Source organism: Bacteroides sp. HMSC067B03 (assembly GCF_001811315.1).
Lineage (GTDB): Bacteria > Bacteroidota > Bacteroidia > Bacteroidales > Bacteroidaceae > Bacteroides > Bacteroides faecis.
Genome location: NZ_KV804281.1, coordinates 1 through 1,822, shown reverse-complemented (window position 1 = coordinate 1,822; position 1,822 = coordinate 1). Strand labels below are relative to the sequence as shown.

At 33.7% G+C, this 1,822-nt stretch carries 2 protein-coding genes; both read left to right on the top strand.

Annotated features, from left to right (window positions below; genetic code table 11):
• Window positions 1-806 (top strand): hypothetical protein (locus tag HMPREF2794_RS28785; protein ID WP_210403591.1); only part of this gene is annotated, 806 nt, incomplete at its 5' end.
• Entirely contained in the window at window positions 803-1,312 is a 510-nt protein-coding gene (locus HMPREF2794_RS29395; protein WP_240053013.1) for a hypothetical protein, read from the top strand. The genes HMPREF2794_RS28785 and HMPREF2794_RS29395, both read left to right, overlap by 4 nt.
• Window positions 1,313-1,822: the final 510 nt, after the last annotated feature.

Below are 1,822 nucleotides of genomic sequence, written 5' to 3'. Positions count from 1 at the left end.
ATGGGAATCCAGGCTATGGCTATTATGGTTATTATGGCTATTATGATAATGGTTATTATGGAGGAGGTGGTAGTCTCGGAGATAGTACTGATACAACAGAATCTATAGTAAAAGACTTGTTAGACTATTTAAAGCAGTCTTTAGTAACTGTAGTTGCGGAAACAGCTGAACTAGCTCATGAAGTTTATAATAAAGTAGTTCCACTATTATTGGAACATCCTGATGCAATAAAAACGTTGCAAGAATATCTGGATGAATTAAAGGAACATATAAACCCAATGGTTGAATCAGATCCGAATAAGATGGATTGGGAGGATTTATTTACTATGTGGCTATTTGAGTTGGGCGCATCAAATATGGATATCAATATGGAAAATAATAATATAAATTTTGTATTTGGAGATGATGCTAAAACAACTAAAGATCTTCAAGTACAAGAAGGAGTATTAGAGGCACGTAATAAAGCTATCATAAATATAAGAGACGGTTCATTCACAGATGTAGACCATACTTGGTCATATGATGTTAATGAGTTTCTTGATGGGGTTATAACAATGAATACAGCAACTTCGTTTTTAGGATCGTATTACACAGAAGTTAAGATACATGATAATCATGATGGTACATATAGACTTGATTATAGAGTTTCTAATATTAGCGGTTGGGAGTCCGCAACGCGTTTGCGTGTATCTCATGATCATGAATACCATGATGGTATTATTCCAAATTGTGATCGGAACTCGGGTGTTGGTTTAGGAGGAACAATAAGTGAAACGTGGACTTGGTCTGAAACTATTAGTTTATGATAAATATGGAACGAATGCTTTTTTGTTCAATATTATTAATGGTGTTGCTGTGTGGCTGCTTAAAACGTCAGTCTCCTCAAAAATATACAGCTCGTTATGGTATTGAATATAATTCAGTTAGAGATAGTTTAGGTATTGTGTTGTTGGATTCAAGTTGGGTAGCATTCAAAGTTTGGGATGGAGTAACAGCTTGGGGCCCTCAAGAAAAAAAAACATATCCGTGTCATGTTAATAAACAAATAGCTTATTTTAATGATACTCTTTATTGTGAATTAGATATATATGGTAATGGAGAAAAATATGAAACCCCTGATGGATTAAATTCTGTCAATTTAAAAGTGATGTATTTTTATCGCCCATCTCGTTCGGGGCCATGGGCGGGCTTGACTTATAGTGATAATGCGGTTGGATGGTATTGTGTTTACGAAGGTGGTCCAGGTGCTCCTGGCCGAATTAGTAAAGAAAAAGCTGATTCTATTATAAGATTATGGAGAATTAAAAATTAAAGTAGTACATAATTATGATATGTCTGTAGATTGTTTGTGGATATAAATCCTCAAAATAGCTCATGAGGCCTTTAATGAGGATACTGTAATCACTTATCCATTAAAAAAATGTGGTAGAAGTATGAGAATCAATATAATCATTGCCAAGTAGTGGTAATTAAAAAAATAGTCGTGGACTCGTTTGTCTGTATTGTTTTTATAATGATAGGAGGAAATGTAAATTGAATCGTTATCTAAAAACATTAAAAGGTATGTTTTGGTATCGTGATCCTAAAGATTATATTGAAGTGATTGAACCTCCTAAATCAGATTCCATAATTCATATTATTCCACGAAAGAAGAAAAACTTAATTCAGTAAATCGAGATTAATGATAAATACAATATTATGAAGAAGATTACAAAGAAAGACCTTAGAGGGCTAAAACAATTGTTTCCAATGCTGGGAAAGGCTGAGATGCGGCATTATGTCGGTGGCTATTCTAATGGTTATTGGAATGGCAACTGGAATA

Bases quoted from the DNA above. Each gene is read 5' to 3' on its own strand.
- HMPREF2794_RS29395 (WP_240053013.1), top strand. From the start codon at position 803: ATGATAAATATGGAACGAATGCTTTTTTGTTCAATATTATTAATGGTG.